We start from the raw sequence: 17,096 nt of genomic DNA, 5'->3' as shown, positions 1-17,096 counted from the left end.
GCGTGTCAGACTTTGAACCGTGAAACGCCGCCACGCAGGCCGCTCGCGACCTGGCTAAGCTCGTCGATGGCAAAACTGGCCTGACGCAGCGACTCCACTGTCTGGCTGCTGGCATCACCCAACTGAACCAATGCATGATTGATCTGCTCGGCGCCTGTGGCCTGGGCCTGCATGCCTTCATTGACCATCAATACACGCGGTGCAAGGGCTTGAACCTGCTGAATGATCTGAGAGAGCTGCTCGCCGACCTGCTGCACCTCAAACATGCCGCGGCGGACTTCCTCGGAGAACTTGTCCATGCCCATGACCCCTGCCGAAACCGCCGACTGAATCTCCCGCACCATCTGCTCGATATCGTAAGTCGCCACGGCGGTCTGATCGGCCAGACGGCGCACTTCCGTAGCCACCACCGAGAAGCCGCGACCATACTCGCCCGCCTTCTCGGCCTCAATCGCCGCATTGAGCGACAGCAGGTTGGTCTGGTCGGCCACCTTGACGATGGTCACGACCACCTGATTGATATTGCCGGCCTTCTCATTGAGGATCGACAACTTGTTGTTCACCAGGTCCGCAGCCCCCATGACCTGAAGCATGGTCTCTTCCATGCGTGCCAGGCCCTGCTGCCCGGAACCAGCCGGGATGGAGGCCTGATCGGCGGCGCTGGTCACCTCGGTCATGGTGCGCACCAGGTCGCGCGAGGTGGCGGCAATTTCCCGTGAGGTAGCACCAATTTCAGTGGTGGTCGCTGCGGTTTCCGTAGCGGTTGCCTGCTGCTGCTTGGAGGTGGCGGCAATTTCAGTGACCGAGGTGGTCACCTGCACCGAAGAACGCTGGGCCTGGGATACCAGATTGGTCAACTCGACCATCATGTCGTTGAAACCGGTTTCCACCGCACCGAACTCATCCTTGCGGTGGAGGTCCAGGCGCACACTGAGGTCACCACTGCGCAGCCCATCCAAAGCGCGAACAATCAGTTGCATCGGCGTACTGATCGCACGCATCAGCACCAGACCGCAGACAGTGGCAGCCACAATCGCCATCAACAACGAAATGATCATGCTGACCTTGGCGGTAGACACGGCGCTGACGATCGACGAGGTCGCATCTTCGGCCAGATGACGGCTACGCTCGATCACTGCAGTCAGGTTTTTACGGCCATTTATCCAGGCAGGCGTCAGCTCCTGCTCCAACAGACGCCGTGCCTCTGGGTAGTTTTTGCTGCGATAGGCCTCAAGCACTTTGTCGAGGGTAGCCAAGTACGCTTGTTCAAGACGCGCGAACTCCTCGAAGTTGGTTTTTTCTTCTGCGTCCTCGATGGTTGCCTGGTAGCTGGCCATGTGTTGCTTCACGCGCTCGTCGAAGCTTTTGTAGAGCGCCATGTCAGCACTGGTGATTTCACGGTTGTCACTCAACCCAACCAACTGTTGGGTGGTCACATAGCTATCGACCCAGGCGCCACGAATCATCGAACTGTAGTAGACACCCGGGATGCTGTTGGCACGCACATCCTCCTCACCGGACTCGATCGTCACCAGGCGTGAGTAGGCAGCAACCACCATCAACGACATGATGGCGATGATCACGGCGAAGCTCGCCAGGATCCGTTGGCGCAGTGTCCAGTTATTCACAGTCAGCCCTCAAGTGTTCTACGCGAGCGGAAAAATGGGCGGATTATAGCCCGCCACTCGTCGCTTTTGCGGCTGACATAGCGCATGGAACTGGCCGAAAGCCATAAATAATGGCAATCAGCCCATACTTTTTGACCTCAGGCCTCGCGAACCTGTGCCTCCAGCGCCTGCTTCAATGCCGGGTCGAGCCCCAGTTGCCTGGCCAGCTCATCAAGGTAGGCGCGCTCCATGAAATGCTCTTCATCCACCAGCATGACACTGGCAATGTACATTTCAGCGGCCATTTCCGGCGTACTGGCTGCACGGGCAACATCCGCCGGATCCAGGGGTTTGTTCAGCTCGGCATGCAACCAGTGGCGTAATGCCTGATCCGGCGTCAGTTTGACGAACTCACCCTCGATCAGTGCACGTTCGCGCTCATCGACATGCCCATCGGCCTTGGCTGCCGCCACCAGCGCCTTGAGGATCGCCTGGCTGTGCTGTTCGACCTGCGCAGGAGGCAGGCGATCAAGGGTCTGCGGCTCGCCCTTCGGTGCCGAGGCCTGACTGGCCTGCCAGTTGCCATACGCCTTGTAGGCCAGCACACCCAGGGCGGCCAAACCGCCATAGGTCAACGCCTTGCCACCATACTTGCGCGCCTTCTTGTTACCCAGCAACAAACCCATGGCTCCGGCAGCCAGCGCGCCGCCTCCGGCGCCCGAGAGCAAGCTGCCAAGCCCGCCGCTCTTGGTAGCCTTTGCGGCAGTCACATTGCCAGCCTGATTCTGCAACAGGTCCTTGCCGGATTTGAGTAGTTGGTCGAGCAAGCCACGGGTATCCATTCACAACCTCCAGGAGAGGGACGAAAAACTGCCGTCCAGATTAAGCCGATCAGCTTTCTTGCATACCGGTGTATTTGCTTCTGGATGTTGCACCCGACGCAAAACACGCCTATTGATAAAAACGATATAGACTCACCAATCCCATAAAAACTCATAAAAGCCAACGCCATGATGACCTTGCGCCAGATCCGCCATTTCATCGCCGTCGCTGAAACCGGGTCCATTTCCGCCGCCGCTCAAACCGCGTTCATTTCCCAATCAACCCTGACCCTGGCGATCCAGCAATTGGAGCAAGACATCGGCGTCAGCCTGTTCAGCCGGCACGCCAAGGGAATGACCCTGACCCATCAGGGCCATCAGTTCCTGCGTCAGGCCCACCTGATCCTCGCCACGGTCGACAATGCCAAGCGCAGCCTGCAGCAGAGTACCGATCAGGTTGCCGGGCAACTGACCATTGGCGTAACCAGCCTGGTCGCCGGTTACTACCTGGCCGACCTGCTGACGCGCTTCCAGCGGGCCTACCCGAATGTCGATATCCGCGTGACCGAGGATGAACGCCCCTACATCGAGCACCTGTTGGTCAACGGTGAAATTGATGTCGGGGTACTGATCCTGTCCAACCTTGAAGACCGCCTGGCCCTGCAGACTGAAGTCCTTACCCACTCACCCCACAGGCTCTGGCTGCCCGCGCGTCACCCCCTGCTCGAACACGACAGCATCAGCCTGGCCGACGTTGCCCGCGAACCGCTGATCCAGCTCAACGTCGATGAAATGGAGCGTAATGCCCAGCGCATCTGGGCGGGTGCCGGCCTGCAGGCCAACATCAGCCTTCGCACCGCCTCCACCGAAGCGGTGCGCAGCCTGGTCGCGGCCGGCCTGGGGGTTTCGATACAACCGGACATGACCTACCGCCCCTGGTCGCTGGAGGGCGACATTATCGAGGCCCGCCCCCTGGCCGACCTCAACCAGACCCTCGACGTCGGGCTGGCCTGGCGCCGAGGCACGGCAAGGCCGGCCTTGGTCGACCCCTTTCTCACCGTGGCCCGCGAACAACCCTCCGGGCGCAAGCCATCTATTTAATCGAACGCAGCCTTCAGTATTTAGAATTTGTAGACCTAGCTCATGGCCACTAGTCTCTCTGTGACGAGCACGCAAGGCCCCAGGCTTCCCGACGAAGCACTTGGCACCGACAGAACAAGAGAGAACTCGCACTATGGCTGGCACGCCCCCACTGCTGACCCATCTGCTGATTGACGGCGAACAGGTGGCCGGTCACGGTCGGGCCGAAGCGATCCTCAATCCTGCGACCGGCGAGGTGCTGACCCAGGTTGCCGACGCCAGCACCGAGCAGGTCGAACAGGCCATTCAGGCGGCTCAACGGGCATTTGCTGGCTGGGCCCGCACAACACCACAGCAACGCTCCAGCGCCCTGCTCTCGATTGCCGATGCCATCGAAGCGCAGGCAGACCTGCTGGCACGCCTTGACGCCATGAACTGCGGAAAACCCCTGCATTTGGCACGCCAGGACGACCTGACAGCCGCCATCGACGTGTTCCGGTTCTTCGCCGGGGCCGTGCGCTGCCAGACCGGTCAACTGGCCGGTGAGTACCTGCCCGGCTACACCAGCATGGTGCGCCGTGATCCACTCGGTGTGGTCGCCTCGATTGCGCCATGGAACTACCCGATCATGATGGCCGCCTGGAAGATCGCGCCTGCGCTGGCCGCCGGCAACACCGTGGTGTTCAAACCTTCCGAGCACACACCACTGTCGATCCTGGCACTGGCCCCGGCGCTGGCCGAACGCCTGCCACGCGGGGTACTGAATATTGTCTGTGGCGGTGGCGAGGGGGTTGGCAGCCACTTGGTCAGCCACCCGGCGGTACGCATGGTGTCGTTGACCGGCGATATCGTCACCGGCCAGAAAATCCTCCAGAGCGCGGCCAAAACCCTGAAGCGCACACACCTGGAACTGGGCGGCAAGGCACCGGTGATCGTCTGCAACGATGCCGACCTCAAGGCCGTCGTCGAGGCTGTACGCACCTACGGTTACTACAACGCCGGCCAGGACTGCACCGCGGCCTGTCGCATCTATGCCCAAGCCGGCATCCATGATCGGCTGGTCAGCGAGCTCGGCAGCGCCGTTTCCAGCGTACGCTTTGCCGGCAAGCACGATGCCGACAACGAGATCGGCCCACTGATCAGTATCCGCCAGCGGGACCGGGTCGCAAGCTTCGTCGAGCGCGCCCTGAGCCAGCCCCACATTGAACGCATCACTGGGGCTGCGGTGCATTCCGGGCCAGGTTTCTTTTACCAGCCGACCCTGCTGGCTGGCTGCAAACAGACCGACGAAATTGTCCAGCGTGAGGTATTCGGCCCGGTGGTAACCGTCACCCGCTTCGACGAACTGTCCCAGGCCGTGGACTGGGCCAACGACTCCGAATACGGCCTGGCCTCATCGGTATGGACGCAGAACCTGGATAAAGCCCTGCAGGTCGCGGCTCGACTGCAGTATGGCTGCACCTGGATCAACAGCCATTTCATGCTGGTCAGCGAAATGCCTCACGGCGGGCTCAAGCGCTCCGGGTATGGCAAGGACCTGTCCAGCGACTCACTGCAGGACTACAGCGTGGTCCGGCACATCATGGCCCGCCAAGGCGAACCATGGGGTTAGACCCGCAGAACCGCACTACGCTAATAAGAAGTAGATCAGATAACGCCTTCACTACTGCCCCGACCATAATTTAAAGAAGAGGGATAACCATGTTCGTGAACAAGACTGCAGTGCTCAGCTCCCTGGCTACCGCGCTGCTGGCCAGTGCCAGTCTGCAAGCGGCCGAACCACTCAAGGCTGTTGGCGCGGGTGAAGGCCAACTGGATATCGTCGCCTGGCCCGGCTACATCGAACGCGGCGAAAGTGACAAGAACTACGACTGGGTAACCGGTTTCGAGAAAGAGACCGGGTGCAAGGTCAGCGTGAAAACCGCCGCGACCTCCGACGAGATGGTCAGCCTGATGGCCAAAGGCGGTTACGATCTGGTCACCGCCTCGGGCGATGCCTCCCTGCGCCTGATCGTTGGCAAACGCGTACAGCCGATCAATACCGCACTGATCCCCAACTGGAAGAACCTCGATCCGCGCCTGAAAGATGGCGCATGGTATGTGGTCAACAAGCAAGTCTATGGTACCCCGTACCAATGGGGCCCGAACGTGCTGATGTACAACACCAATGTGTTCAAGCAGGCCCCGACCAGCTGGAGCGTGGTGTTCGAACCGCAGAACCTGCCAGACGGCAAACCCAACAAGGGCCGGGTCCAGGCCTACGACGGCCCTATCTACATTGCCGACGCGGCGCTCTACCTGAAATCGGCCAAACCGGAACTGGGCATTCAGAACCCCTATGAACTCACCGAAACCCAGTACAAGGCCGTGCTTGACCTGCTGCGTCAGCAGCAACCGCTGATTCACCGCTATTGGCATGACGCAACCGTCCAGATGAGCGACGTGAAAAACGAAGGCGTGGTTGCCTCCAGCTCATGGGGCTACATGGTCAACGGCCTGAAAGCCGAGCAACAGCCTGTGTCCTCGACCATTCCCAAGGAAGGCGCCACTGGCTGGGCGGACACCACCATGCTGCATGCCGAAGCCAAGCACCCCAACTGCGCGTACAAGTGGATGGACTGGTCATTGCAACCGAAGGTCCAGGGCGATGTAGCGGCCTGGTTCGGCTCGCTGCCCGCCGTCCCTGCGGCCTGCAAGGCCAGTGAACTGCTGGGCGCAGAAGGCTGTGCAACCAACGGCTTCGACCAGTTCGACAAGATCGCCTTCTGGAAGACCCCACAGGCCGAAGGTGGCAAGTTCGTGCCTTACAGCCGCTGGACTCAAGACTACATCGCGATCATGGGCGGTCGCTGACAGCTTCAGGTGCCGACCTTGCCGAAGCAGTGACAACCCTGCACCGGCAAGGTCAATGCCTTGAGAGACACCTTACATCGATTTCAGCAGTCCAGGCGTTGGGCGCGCTGCGCGCCCTTACGCCTATCCGGAGCACCGCACCATGACGCTTGCAGTCCAGTTCACCCACGTTTCCCGCCTGTTCGGCGAAGTGAAGGCCGTAGACCGGGTTTCCATTGATATTCAGGACGGCGAGTTCTTCTCCATGCTGGGCCCGTCCGGCTCAGGCAAGACGACCTGCTTGCGACTGATCGCCGGTTTCGAACAACCCAGTGCCGGCTCGATTCGCATACACGGCGTGGAGGCTGCCGGCCTGCCGCCCTATCAGCGTGACGTCAACACGGTGTTTCAGGACTATGCCCTGTTCCCGCACATGAACGTTCTCGATAACGTCGCCTACGGCCTGAAGGTCAAAGGCGTCTCAAAAAACGAACGCCACGCCAGCGCAGAAGAAGCCTTGGCCATGGTCGCGCTGGGGGGCTACGGCGCGCGCAAGCCGGCACAACTGTCCGGCGGTCAACGCCAGCGCGTGGCCCTGGCCCGCGCCCTGGTCAACCGGCCGCGCGTACTGTTGCTAGACGAACCCTTGGGCGCCCTCGACCTGAAGCTGCGCGAGCAGATGCAGAGTGAGCTGAAGAAGCTCCAGCGTCAGTTGGGCATTACCTTCATCTTCGTCACCCACGATCAGACCGAAGCGCTGTCGATGTCTGATCGCGTAGCCGTATTCAACCGAGGGCGCATCGAACAGGTCGATACCCCACGCAATCTTTACATGCAGCCGGCCACCACGTTCGTCGCCGAGTTCGTCGGCACCTCCAACGTGGTCCGCGGCGAGCTGGCCCAACAGCTCAATGGCAGCAACCTGCCGTTCTCCATTCGCCCGGAACATATCCGCTTCGGCGAAGGCCCCTTGGCCAGCCATGAGGTACAGGTCAGCGGGCTGCTCCATGACATTCAGTATCAGGGCAGCGCCACACGCTACGAACTGACGCTGGACAGCGGCCAGACCCTGGCAGTGAGCCAGGCCAATAACCAGTGGCAACCCCAGTCGCCGGTATTTCAGCCTGGCCAACGCCTGACCGCGCGTTGGGCCCGCGAGGCCATGACTGCCCTGCAGGAAACCGCGTTGCACGAGGGACAGTAAGATGAGCCTGACCCTGGATAAACAGGCACCCGCACAGCACGAGTCTGCGCTGCGACGCTTCTCCAACCTGCTCTACCGACGGCCGAACCTGTACCTGGCCTTGCTGCTGGTGCCGCCACTGATCTGGTTCGGGGCGATTTACCTGGGTTCACTGCTGACGTTGCTCTGGCAAGGGTTCTACACCTTCGACGACTTCACCATGGCGGTCACCCCCGAGCTGACCCTGGCGAACTTCACCGCCCTGTTCAACCCGTCAAACTTCGACATCATCCTGCGCACCTTGGGCTTGGCCGTCGCGGTCTCCCTGGCCAGTGCAGTGGTGGCATTCCCGATCGCCTACTACATGGCGCGCTATACCAGCGGCAAGACCAAGGCCTTTTTCTACATTGCCGTGATGATGCCCATGTGGGCCAGCTACATCGTCAAGGCCTATGCCTGGACCCTGCTGCTGGCCAAGGGCGGGGTTGCCCAGTGGTTCATTCAGCAACTGAATCTGGAGCCAGTACTGCATGTCATCCTCGGTATTCCCGGCGTTGGCGGCAGCACCCTGTCGACCTCGCACCTGGGCCGTTTTCTGGTGTTCGTCTACATCTGGCTGCCGTTCATGATCCTGCCGATCCAGGCATCGCTGGAACGCCTGCCGCCCTCATTGCTGCAAGCCTCGGCGGACTTGGGCGCCAAACCCCGGCAAACCTTCATGCAGGTCATCCTGCCGCTATCGATACCGGGCATTGCCGCCGGTTCGATCTTCACCTTCTCGCTGACCCTGGGCGATTTCATCGTGCCGCAGCTGGTCGGCCCGCCCGGCTACTTCATCGGCAGCATGGTGTATGCCCAGCAAGGCGCTATCGGCAACATGCCGATGGCCGCAGCCTTTACCCTGGTGCCGATCGTGCTGATTGCCATCTACTTGTCCATCGTCAAACGACTGGGGGCCTTCGATGCACTCTGAAAAAGCGTCCCTGGGCCTGCGCCTGGCTGCCTGGGGCGGGCTAGTGTTCCTGCACTTCCCGATCCTGATCATCTTCCTCTACGCCTTCAACACTGAAGACGCCGCCTTCAGTTTTCCGCCTCAGGGCTTCACCCTGAAGTGGATCAGCGTGGCGTTCTCGCGCCCTGACGTGCTGGAGTCGATCAAGCTCTCGTTGCAAGTCGCCTGCATGGCCACCCTGATTGCCCTGGTACTGGGAACCCTGGCCTCGGCGGCCCTGTACCGGCGCAGTTTCTTTGGCAAGGAAAGCATCTCGCTGATGCTGATCCTGCCGATTGCCCTGCCTGGCATCATCACCGGTATCGCCCTGCTCTCCGCGTTCAAGCGCCTGGGCATCGAACCGGGTATTTTCACCATCGTGGTTGGCCACGCCACCTTCTGCGTGGTGATCGTCTACAACAACGTCATCGCTCGCCTGCGCCGAACCTCGCAAAGCCTGATCGAGGCGTCCATGGACCTGGGTGCCGATGGCTGGCAGACTTTCCGCTTCATCGTTCTGCCCAACCTGGGTTCAGCCCTGTTGGCGGGCGGGATGCTGGCCTTTGCCCTGTCGTTCGATGAAATCATCGTCACCACCTTTACCGCCGGCCATGAGCGCACCCTGCCGATCTGGCTGCTCAATCAGCTCAGCCGGCCACGCGATGTACCTGTCACCAACGTCGTTGCAATGCTGGTGATGATGGTGACCATGCTGCCGATCCTTGGCGCCTACTACCTGACCCGCGGCGGCGAAAGCGTTGCCGGCAGCGGCAAATAACTCCTGGAGGACTCGAACATGCAAACCAAACTGCTGATCAACGGCCAACTGGTTGCCGGCGAAGGTAGCGCCTACCCAGTGATCAACCCGGCACAGGGCAGCGTGCTGGTAGAAATCAATGAAGCCAGCGAAGCGCAAGTCGACAGCGCCGTCCGCGCGGCAGACCTGGCCTTTGAAAGCTGGTCGCAGACGACGCCGAAAGACCGCTCACACCTGTTGCTGCAACTGGCCGATGCCATCGAAGCGCATGGTGGCGAGCTGGCAAAACTGGAGTCGGACAACTGCGGCAAACCGTACCACGCGGCCCTGAATGACGAGATCCCGGCCATTGCTGATGTATTCCGCTTCTTCGCCGGTGCCAGCCGTTGCCTGAGCGGCTCGGCGGCGGGCGAGTATTTGCCGGGGCATACGTCGATGATCCGTCGCGACCCGATCGGTGTTGTTGCCTCCATCGCTCCGTGGAACTACCCACTGATGATGGTCGCCTGGAAGATTGCCCCCGCGCTGGCCGCCGGCAATACCGTGGTGCTCAAGCCCTCGGAACAGACCCCTCTGACGGCCCTGCGCCTGGCCGAACTGGCCGCACCGATCTTTCCGGCGGGGGTCCTCAACATCCTGTTTGGTTGTGGCCCGAGTGTCGGCACGCCGCTGGTGACTCACCCGAAAGTGCGCATGGTCTCGCTGACCGGCTCCATCGCCACCGGCGCCAACATCATTTCCAGCACGTCCGACAGCGTGAAACGCATGCACATGGAGCTGGGCGGCAAGGCACCGGTCATCATCTTTGACGACGCTGACATCGATGCCGCCGTCGAAGGCATCCGCACGTTCGGCTTCTACAACGCAGGCCAGGACTGCACTGCCGCCTGCCGCATCTACGCCCAGAGCGGTATCTATGAACGTTTTGTCGAGAAACTCGGCAAGGCGGTGTCCACCATCAAGTACGGCAAGCAAGGCGACCCCAGTACCGAACTCGGCCCATTGATCACCGCCCAGCACCGTGAGCGCGTTGCCGGCTTCGTCGAGCGCGCGATTGCCCAGCCACATATCCGTCTGATCACGGGCGGCAAATCAGTGCCGGGCCATGGTTTCTTCTTCGAGCCAACCGTACTGGCCGACGCCCAGCAGGACGATGAAATCGTCCGCCGTGAAGTGTTTGGCCCAGTGGTTTCCGTGACCCGTTTCGAGGATGAAACACAAGTAGTGGCCTGGGCCAACGACTCCGACTACGGCTTGGCCTCCTCAATCTGGACCGCCGACGTGGGCCGTGCACACCGTATCTCGGCACGCCTTCAGTACGGCTGCACTTGGGTGAACACCCACTTCATGCTAGTCAGTGAAATGCCGCACGGCGGGCAAAAGCTGTCCGGGTACGGCAAGGACATGTCGATGTACGGGCTAGAGGACTACACCTGCATCCGCCATGTAATGTTCAAGCACTGACCGCCCAAGCGCAGGCAAGCCCAAATGGCAGCAGCGGGCTTGCCTGCGATGCTTTCCAGAGCGTCGACGATGAAGGCTCGCCTTCAATCACGCAAATCCGACTCGTGAATCGGCTGCTCGCGGCTGGTGGCTCGCTGGTATTGAGCAGGCCAGACCGCCTTGTTGCCGCCCAGGTCATCATCGGCATGCAGCGGCCAATAAGGATCGCGCAGCAGCTCTCGGGCCAGCAGGATAATGTCGGCCTGACCAGTGCGCAGGATATGTTCGGCCTGGGCCGGCTCGGTGATCATGCCCACTGTGCCGGTAGCGATTTCCGACTCCTTGCGTACCCGCTCGGCAAATCGGGTCTGGTAGCCTGGCCCGATCGGGATTTCGGCATGTACGGAGGTCCCGCCGGAGGACACATCGATCAAATCGACCCCCAGTGCTTTCAGGCGTCTGGCCAATTCGACGGTTTCATCCGGGTTCCAGCCATCCTCGACCCAATCAGTGGCCGACACCCGTACGAATACGGGCAGATCACGGGGCCAGACCTCACGGACAGCTTCGGTGACCTGCAGCGTCAAACGAATTCGGTTTTCAAAGCTGCTGCCGTACTCATCACGGCGCTGATTACTCAAGGGCGACAGGAACTGGTGCAGTAGATAACCATGGGCGGCATGCACCTCGACCACTTTGAAGCCGGCCGTCAATGCACGCTTGGCCGCACTGACGAAGGCCTGAATCACCTCGTGAATCTGCGCCACGCTCAATTCACTGGGGGCGGTGTGCTCAGGGTCGAAGGCAATTTTCGACGGCCCCACCGGTACCCAGCCACCGTCTTCGGGTTTGACGCTGCCACGCTTGCCAAGCCAGGGCCGATGGGTGCTGGCCTTACGCCCGGCATGCGCCAACTGAATGCCGGGTACCGCGCCTTGGGCAGTTATGAACCGGGTAATACGTTGCAATGGGGCGATTTGTGCATCGTTCCACAGGCCAAGGTCCTGAGCGGTGATCCGGCCTTCGGCGGTGATCGCAGTCGCTTCAGTAAAGACCAACCCGGCACCACCGACCGCGCGGCTCCCCAGATGTACAAGATGCCAGTCATTGGCCAGCCCATCCGCGGCCGAATACTGGCACATGGGTGATACGGCGATTCGGTTGGGCAGGGTCAGTTGGCGCAGGGTGTAGGGCTCAAGCAGCAAGCTCATGGGGCACCTCTCAAATTAAGTGGTAAGGCTCCAGAGGCATTGATCGGCCGACCACAGAATCTTCCCCGCAGGCTCTTCGACCCGATCAACCCTTTTTAGAGCCTAGACCACTTTGCTCCCTGCAATCAGCGCGGCTCCATATGGACGATCATCAATTGCACGGTTTCCTGCCCTCGGAACTCGTTGAGGTCGAGTTTGTAGGCCAGTTCCACCCAACGCACGGTAGGGTTGGGCCAGATATCCCGATCAATGCCAAAGGCAATACCGTCGAGCTTGACCGAGCCACACTCACTCTTGAGCACCACTTTCAGGTGGCGCTCACCCACCACCCGCTCCTCGACCAGTTGAAACACCCCGTGAAACAGCGGTTCAGGGAAGTGTTGCCCCCATGGACCGGCATGACGCAACGCCCGCGCCAGTTCCAGGTGAAACTCCTCAGCCGAAAGGCTGCCGTCGGACAACAACCGACCGGTCAGGTCTTCTTCACGCAATTGCCGACGCACTTCCTCATCAAAGGCCTGAGCGAACGCCGGAAAGTGTTCTGCCGGTAATGACAGACCGGCCGCCATCGCGTGGCCACCGAACTTGCTGATCAACTGAGGATGGCGAGCAGCTACCGCGTCCAGTGCATCGCGGATATGGAACCCCGGCACCGAGCGGGCCGAGCCCTTGAGCATCCCCTCCCCGGCATCGGCAAAGGCGATGGTCGGGCGGTGGTAACGCTCCTTCAGTCGCGAGGCGAGAATACCGATGACGCCTTGGTGCCAGTCGGGCTCGAACAAGCACAGGCCGAACGGCATCGACTCCAGTGGCAAGTCCTTGAGCTGGGCCAGCGCCTCACGCTGCATGCCCTGCTCGATGGATTTGCGGTCCTGGTTCAACTCGTCAAGTTGGGTCGCCATTTCCTGCGCCTGGCCCGCATCCTCGCTGAGCAGGCATTCAATGCCCAGGCTCATGTCATCCAGACGCCCGGCCGCATTGAGCCGTGGCCCAAGAATGAACCCAAGGTCAGTCGAGGTAATACGCCGATGGTCGCGTCGGGCCACTTCCAGAATGGCCTTGAGCCCAGGCCGGGCCCGCCCGGCGCGGATGCGCTCCAGGCCCTGATGCACCAGAATGCGGTTGTTCGCATCCAGTGGCACAACGTCGGCGACGCTGCCCAGGGCCACCAGATCAAGCAGTTCGCCGATGTTCGGCTGCGGCCGGTTGGCGTAATGCCCGAGGCTGCGCAGCCGCGCCCGCAGCGCCATCAGCACATAGAAGATCACCCCTACCCCGGCCAATGCCTTGCTCGGGAAGGTGCAGCCCGGCTGGTTCGGGTTGACGATGGCATCCGCTGCCGGCAGTTCGTTGCCGGGCAAATGGTGATCGGTCACCAATACCTTGAGCCCGGCGGCCTTGGCTGCCGCCACGCCCTCGACACTGGAGATGCCGTTGTCCACGGTAATCAGCAACTGAGGCTGACGCTCCAGGGCTACTGCAACGATTTCCGGGGTCAGGCCGTAACCGAACTCGAAACGGTTGGGCACCAGGTAATCGACGTGGGCCGCCCCCAGCAAACGCAAACCGAGCATGCCCACCGTGCTGGCGGTCGCGCCGTCGGCATCGAAGTCACCGACAATCAGAATACGCTGGCGCTGCTCCAGGGCTTCGACCAGCAGGTCGACCGCCGCATCAATGCCCTTCATCTGCTGGTACGGCAGCAGGCGCGCCAGGCTTTTATCCAGCTCGGCCTCGGACTGCACGCCACGCGCAGCGTACAAACGGGTCAACAGGGGTGGCAGATCGCCAAGGAAAGGCAACGTGGTCGGCAAGGGCCGCGGTTCGATACGCATGGGGCTAAAAGGGCTTCTCTGGCATTCGGGAAAACGAAGGGTGGGCTCAGACGCGCTCGCCGAGCAGCCACTCCAACTGAACTTCATGCTGACCGCGATCATCGGTGACGAAAATGGTCCCTTCACTGATCATCACGTCCCACTTGATTGCACGAGGCATGTCCGTGGCCAGCGTCTCCAGCACGTCCTGGGGCACCGCTGCGATGTTGACGTTCTTCAGCCCCTTGACCGCATCGACGACCTTGGTTTGCCAGACACGCAAGCTGCCATAGGCCAACAGGCTGGTGCGCTCTGTGCGTCGCGAGCACCAGGTCAGGCGATCGGCATCTGGCTGGCCGACTTCAATCCAGTGCAGGACGCGATCATCCAGGCTCTTTTCCCAGAGTGCCGGCTCGTCGACGTCCGACAAACCTCGGCCGAACGCCAACTGCTCGTTGTACCAGAAGGCATAAGCCAGCAGGCGTACGGCCATGCGCTCTTCGGTTTCCGAAGGATGGCGGGCGATGGTCTGCTTGACGCTTTCATACACACCGCGATCGAGGTCAGTAAGATTCAGTTCAAACTTGTAGGTAGTGGACGGCTGGGCCATGAACGGGCTTCTTGCGAAAAAAGAAAGTCGCCCAGTCTAACCGATCTCGACACCCAGTCCCTTACAAACCTGCGCCAGAGCAGTATCTGTCGTCGCACAGCTGTGATAAAAACAGTGCTCTGCCCAGTTGCAACGGATGCCTAATGTCTACGCCCAGCAAACCACTCGCCGGCTTGAAAGTCATCGAACTTGGCACCCTGATCGCCGGCCCCTTTGCCTCGCGTATCTGCGCCGAGTTCGGCGCCGAGGTGATCAAGGTCGAGTCCCCGGATGGCGGCGACCCGTTACGCAAATGGCGCAAGCTGTATGAAGGAACCTCGCTGTGGTGGTTCGTGCAGGCACGCAACAAGAAGTCGCTGACACTGAACCTGAAACACCCCGAAGGCCTGGGCATCCTCAAGCAGTTGCTCAGCGACGCAGACATCCTGATCGAGAACTTCCGCCCCGGCGTACTGGAAAAGCTCGGGCTGGGCTGGGACACCCTGCATGCACTAAACCCGAAACTGGTCATGGTGCGGCTTTCCGGCTTCGGTCAGACCGGCCCGATGAAAGACCAACCCGGCTTCGGTGCCGTCGGCGAGTCCATGGGCGGGCTGCGCTACATCACCGGTTTCGAGGACCGCCCGCCTGTACGCACCGGCATCTCCATCGGCGACTCCATCGCCGCCTTGTGGGGTGTGATTGGCGCACTGATGGCCCTGCGTCATCGCGAAGTCAATGGCGGCCAGGGCCAAGTGGTCGACGTTGCGCTGTATGAAGCCATCTTTGCCATGATGGAAAGCATGGTCCCGGAGTTCGACGTGTTCGGTTTCATTCGTGAACGCACCGGCAACATCATGCCCGGCATCACACCGTCATCGATCCATACCAGTGCCGACGGCAAGCACGTGCAGATCGGCGCCAATGGCGATGCGATCTTCAAGCGCTTCATGCACGCGATTGGGCGCGACGACCTGGCCGACGATCCGGCACTGGCCAGCAACGATGGCCGCGACCTGCGCCGCGACGAACTCTATGGGGTGATCGACCGCTGGGCCCAGAGCCTGCCACTGGACGCCCTGATGCAGACGCTGAACGACGCACAAGTGCCTGCCAGCCGCATCTACTCTGCCGAAGACATGTTAAGCGACCCTCAATTCCTCGCTCGCGAGATGTTCCTCCAGGCCAAGCTGCCCGATGGCAAGCCCTTCAAGATGCCTGGCATCGTGCCCAAACTGTCCGAAACGCCCGGCTCAAGCGATTGGGTGGGGCCCGAGCTGGGCGCCCATACCGATGCCCTGCTGAAGGACCTGGGCTATGACCCACAGGCGGTCGCCCGCCTGCGCGAGCAGGGCGCGGTCTGAACAGGGCGCGCAAACGGAGCATGCTCGGCGCTGTGCTGGGCATATTGCTCGGCATTGCCCTGCCGACTTCCGCCTCGGCCAAGGAAACGCTGACTTGGCTGCTGCGCGACCTTCCGCCACTGACAATCTTTGAAGGCCCGCAGAAAGGCCAGGGTGTGGTCGACCTGTTACTCAAAGAGCTGATCGCCAATATGCCCGAATACGATCACAGTATCGTCAGGGTGAACCGCGCACGTGCCCTACAAATGCTGCAAGCGCCGACCTTCACCTGCGATCCGACGTTGATCTGGACACCTGAACGCGACCGCTATGTGACGTATTCAATCCCGAACCTCGGCGCATTGAGTAACGGCTTGGTCGTGCGCAAACAGGACGCCTCGCTGATCACGCCGTTTCTCAAGGATGGCAAGGTCGACCTGGAAGCGCTGCTTGCCAGTCGCTTGCTCAAACTCGGCATCGTCGCCGAACGCAGCTACGGCCCGGTCATCGATGACATGTTGAAAGCCGCGCCTCAGGAGACCCTGAGCCGACACTATGGCAACGATGCCGTGACCAACCTGCTGCAGATGCAGCATCTAGGGCGCCTGCACCTGTTACTGGGCTATCTGCCGGAAATCCGCTATCTGAGCAAAGAGCAGCAACTGAACGCGGACCACCTGACGGTATACCCGCTCAAAGGCCTCCCACGCTATCAGTTCACCCACGTCGGCTGTTCAGATACCCCGCAAGGTAACGAAGCCATCAAGCACATTGATCAGTTGCTGCAGTCACTGCGTCAGGACCTGATGCCAACAGCCTATGCCCGCTGGCTGGATCCGGAGCTGCGCGACAGCTACCTGAATGACGCCCGGCACTTTTTCGATCAGCGGGCAGCAGACGCTGCGGCGCAGACGCCTTGAGTCGACATGAGCGACTGGGGCCGTGCGCTGCCACATGAATACCCTTCACGGTAGCGACGCAACTGCTGGTCCAGCGCCGGCACCGTAACAGGCCATGGCAGGCCACCCAACACCCATACCCCTTGCGCGCGCGCCCTGCTGCAGAGGCTGTTGGGTGACGTGGGATCTACCTCACCGACAACGAGCAGCGCCCTGACGCCTGAGTGATCGAGCAGGTACGCCAGCAATGCCTCACTCGCCTGCTCAGACATGGCGTCATCGCAGATCAACAGGTCGACCTGCTTGCAACGCGTCAGTACGTCCATGGCTGATGCCAGGGTATCAGCGGTGAGCACGTTGAACACCCCATTGGCGTTGAGCATTTGATGCAATGCCATCAGCTGAAAGGGCTGCTCTTGAAGCACCAGTACATTAAGGGTTTGCATGGCGGTTTTCCTGTTGCAGGCGTGATCGGTCGAACACGCGGGTACACTCTAGAAAACCCCTCACAGACATCCCATAGGAC

Annotated in this window: 15 protein-coding genes; 9 read left to right on the top strand and 6 right to left on the bottom strand. The window is 61.0% G+C overall.

What is annotated here, in order from left to right; all coding sequences use genetic code 11:
• Positions 1 to 5 precede the first annotated feature (5 nt).
• Together CS390_RS05500 and CS390_RS05495 are read right to left on the bottom strand one after the other, a co-directional pair.
• On the bottom strand, positions 6 to 1,628 hold the full coding sequence (locus CS390_RS05500; protein ID WP_099773682.1) for a methyl-accepting chemotaxis protein: 1,623 nt from the start codon (positions 1,626 to 1,628) through the stop codon (positions 6 to 8).
• Between the two features lie 137 nt (positions 1,629 to 1,765).
• Positions 1,766 to 2,449, bottom strand: a complete 684-nt coding sequence (locus CS390_RS05495; RefSeq protein ID WP_065759943.1) for a tellurite resistance TerB family protein — start codon at positions 2,447 to 2,449, stop codon at positions 1,766 to 1,768.
• 168 nt (positions 2,450 to 2,617) lie between these two features.
• Here CS390_RS05495 and CS390_RS05490 point away from each other — a divergent pair, with 168 nt between their 5' ends.
• The 7 genes from CS390_RS05490 to CS390_RS05460 all read left to right on the top strand — a co-directional run bounded on the left by CS390_RS05490 (position 2,618) and on the right by CS390_RS05460 (position 10,735).
• A complete protein-coding gene (locus tag CS390_RS05490; protein ID WP_065759944.1) occupies positions 2,618 to 3,529 on the top strand; it encodes a LysR family transcriptional regulator in 912 nt (303 codons plus the stop codon).
• Positions 3,530 to 3,662: 133 nt separating this feature from the next.
• Positions 3,663 to 5,120, top strand: a complete 1,458-nt coding sequence (locus tag CS390_RS05485) for a gamma-aminobutyraldehyde dehydrogenase (protein ID WP_099773681.1) — start codon at positions 3,663 to 3,665, stop codon at positions 5,118 to 5,120.
• An 89-nt stretch (positions 5,121 to 5,209) separates the two neighbouring features.
• The gene (gene ydcS / locus CS390_RS05480; protein ID WP_065759946.1) at positions 5,210 to 6,361 is read left to right on the top strand and encodes a putative ABC transporter substrate-binding protein YdcS; all 1,152 of its coding nucleotides are present in this window, start codon (positions 5,210 to 5,212) and stop codon (positions 6,359 to 6,361) included.
• A gap of 142 nt (positions 6,362 to 6,503) precedes the next feature.
• Positions 6,504 to 7,544, top strand: a complete 1,041-nt coding sequence (locus CS390_RS05475) for an ABC transporter ATP-binding protein (RefSeq protein ID WP_065759947.1) — start codon at positions 6,504 to 6,506, stop codon at positions 7,542 to 7,544.
• Between the two features lies 1 nt (position 7,545).
• On the top strand, positions 7,546 to 8,496 hold the full coding sequence (locus CS390_RS05470; RefSeq protein WP_099773680.1) for an ABC transporter permease: 951 nt from the start codon (positions 7,546 to 7,548) through the stop codon (positions 8,494 to 8,496).
• Entirely contained in the window at positions 8,486 to 9,292 is an 807-nt protein-coding gene (locus CS390_RS05465) for an ABC transporter permease (RefSeq protein ID WP_065759949.1), read from the top strand. The genes CS390_RS05470 and CS390_RS05465 overlap by 11 nt, the downstream gene beginning before the upstream one ends.
• An 18-nt stretch (positions 9,293 to 9,310) precedes the next feature.
• Positions 9,311 to 10,735, top strand: coding sequence for a gamma-aminobutyraldehyde dehydrogenase (locus tag CS390_RS05460; RefSeq protein ID WP_065759950.1), 1,425 nt, complete (start codon positions 9,311 to 9,313; stop codon positions 10,733 to 10,735).
• An 83-nt stretch (positions 10,736 to 10,818) separates the two neighbouring features.
• Here CS390_RS05460 and CS390_RS05455 read toward each other — a convergent pair whose 3' ends face one another.
• From CS390_RS05455 to CS390_RS05445, 3 genes are all read right to left on the bottom strand, one after another.
• Positions 10,819 to 11,925: an NADH:flavin oxidoreductase/NADH oxidase gene (locus tag CS390_RS05455; RefSeq protein ID WP_065759951.1), complete on the bottom strand. Its 1,107-nt coding sequence runs from the start codon at positions 11,923 to 11,925 to the stop codon at positions 10,819 to 10,821.
• A 125-nt stretch (positions 11,926 to 12,050) separates the two neighbouring features.
• A complete protein-coding gene (recJ, locus tag CS390_RS05450) occupies positions 12,051 to 13,760 on the bottom strand; it encodes a single-stranded-DNA-specific exonuclease RecJ (RefSeq protein ID WP_099773679.1) in 1,710 nt (569 codons plus the stop codon).
• A 46-nt stretch (positions 13,761 to 13,806) separates the two neighbouring features.
• Positions 13,807 to 14,349, bottom strand: a complete 543-nt coding sequence (locus CS390_RS05445; protein ID WP_065759953.1) for a YaeQ family protein — start codon at positions 14,347 to 14,349, stop codon at positions 13,807 to 13,809.
• A 143-nt stretch (positions 14,350 to 14,492) separates the two neighbouring features.
• On the opposite strand from CS390_RS05445, the gene CS390_RS05440 reads away from it, so the two are divergent.
• Together CS390_RS05440 and CS390_RS05435 are read left to right on the top strand one after the other, a co-directional pair.
• Positions 14,493 to 15,692, top strand: coding sequence for a CaiB/BaiF CoA-transferase family protein (locus CS390_RS05440; RefSeq protein WP_099773678.1), 1,200 nt, complete (start codon positions 14,493 to 14,495; stop codon positions 15,690 to 15,692).
• 20 nt (positions 15,693 to 15,712) lie between these two features.
• Entirely contained in the window at positions 15,713 to 16,591 is an 879-nt protein-coding gene (locus CS390_RS05435) for a TIGR02285 family protein (RefSeq protein ID WP_099773677.1), read from the top strand.
• Here the strand turns inward: CS390_RS05435 and CS390_RS25620 are convergent.
• Positions 16,555 to 17,016 (bottom strand): response regulator, encoded by a 462-nt coding sequence (locus CS390_RS25620; protein WP_157767119.1) that lies wholly within the window; start codon positions 17,014 to 17,016, stop codon positions 16,555 to 16,557. The two genes, CS390_RS05435 and CS390_RS25620, sit on opposite strands and share 37 nt — an antisense overlap.
• Positions 17,017 to 17,096: the final 80 nt, after the last annotated feature.

This window comes from Pseudomonas sp. HLS-6 (genome assembly GCF_002753995.1).
GTDB lineage: Bacteria > Pseudomonadota > Gammaproteobacteria > Pseudomonadales > Pseudomonadaceae > Aquipseudomonas > Aquipseudomonas defluvii.
Note: the sequence above shows the minus strand (reverse complement) of the source record. Positions and strands in the feature narration are given on the sequence as shown.